Here is a 1,515-nt window from a genome sequence, read left to right as displayed (position 1 = left end):
CGGGCCAGGGCGCTGTTTGGCGACCGGGTGCGCTATGCGTTCTCGCCCTACGATACACCGGGTGCCGTCCGTCGCTTCGTGGACCGGGTCCGGCCCCGCGCCCTGGTCATTATGGAAACCGAACTCTGGCCCAATATGATTGCCCTGAGCAAACAGCGTGATGTTCCCATTTTCCTGATCAATGCGAGGCTGTCTGCCCGTTCTGCCCGGGGTTACGAGCGGGTGGCTTCCCTGGTGCGGCCATTGCTTTGCAGTATCAGCTGGATTGCCGCCCAGGCGGACGAGGATGCGGGACGTTTCCTGCGTATAGGCGCAAAACCGGAATCGGTCTCCGTCACGGGTAGCATCAAGTTTGACGTTGAGATATCGGACGAGGTTCGTTCTGCGTCGACCTCCCTGAGGAGGCAGTTAGGGGCGGATCGTCCAGTCTGGATTGCCGCCAGCACCCACGAGGGTGAAGACCGCCAGATTCTGGAAGCCCACCAGCAGATAATGAGCGAGCATCCGGACACGCTCCTGGTGATTGTGCCGCGCCACCCTGAACGGTTTGATGATGTTGCCCGGTTGGCTGACTCAATGGGCCTTTCGGTGCAGCGTCGCTCGGCCAGAAACGGAGCCGTCGAGAACAGTGGCAGCTCTTGCCAGGTGTATCTGGGAGATACCATGGGCGAACTGCTGATGCTTTACGGGGCCTGCGATATTGCGTTTGTGGGCGGTTCGCTGATCGAGCGTGGCGGACACAACCCACTGGAACCGGCGGCCTGGGGCATGCCGGTGCTCTCCGGCCCCCATATCTTTAATTTTGAAACCATTTACAACCGTCTTGATGCCGGTAAAGGCTTGTATATCATCCCTTCATCAGACGCTCTGGCCTCGTGTGTGTCACAGCTTGTTTCGGACAAGGCGGCTGCAGATCAGGTCGGTCGTAATGCATTGGCCGTTGTTAACGCTAACCGGGGAGCACTGGAAAAAGTGGTCGACGGGATTGTCGAGCGGGTGTAGGGCGGGCACCCGGGCCCGCCCATGATGCAACAGGCTATTGCATGGGATCTTCGATGGTTTCCTCTTCCTCAGCCAGGGCCTCGATGCCGGGCGCTGAGGCACTGAGCCAGTTGTTCAGCTGAACCAGGTCCTGGGGGCTCAGGGTGCCGGCCGCCTGTTTCAGGCTCAGGGTGTTGATCACATAGTCGTACCGGGCATTGGCGAAATCACGCAGGGCTACATAGTAATTACGCTCTGCATCCAGCACTTCCACGATATTGCGTGTGCCAACTTCATACCCGGCACGGGTCGCGTCCAGCGCACTGCGGCGGGAAATGATGGTCTGCTCCAGCGCAGAAGCGGACTCTATGTTGGTATTCACGGTGCGGAACAGGCTGCGTGTATTCACCCTGACATCACGACGAACCGTCTCCAGGGACTGCTCTGAAGCATCAACCAGTGACCGTTGCTGACGCACACCGGCCTGGGTTCCGCCACCCATGTACAGCGGCACATTCAGCCTGAGCGCAATCC

2 protein-coding genes are annotated in these 1,515 nt (G+C 59.5%); one reads left to right on the top strand and one right to left on the bottom strand.

The features are described 5' to 3' along the window. On the top strand, positions 1-1,002 hold a 1,002-nt coding region (gene waaA, locus ACESMB_RS15035; RefSeq protein ID WP_372971995.1), incomplete at its 5' end, for a lipid IV(A) 3-deoxy-D-manno-octulosonic acid transferase. 34 nt (positions 1,003-1,036) lie between these two features. On the opposite strand, the gene ACESMB_RS15030 is transcribed toward waaA, so the two are convergent. Then, positions 1,037-1,515: TolC family protein (locus tag ACESMB_RS15030; RefSeq protein ID WP_372971994.1), on the bottom strand; the 479-nt coding region annotated here is incomplete at its 5' end.

Source organism: Marinobacter sp., assembly GCF_041686475.1.
Taxonomy (GTDB): Bacteria; Pseudomonadota; Gammaproteobacteria; order Pseudomonadales; family Oleiphilaceae; genus Marinobacter.
The sequence above is the reverse complement of the archived record's forward strand: the minus strand, read 5'-3'. Positions and strand labels throughout refer to the sequence as shown.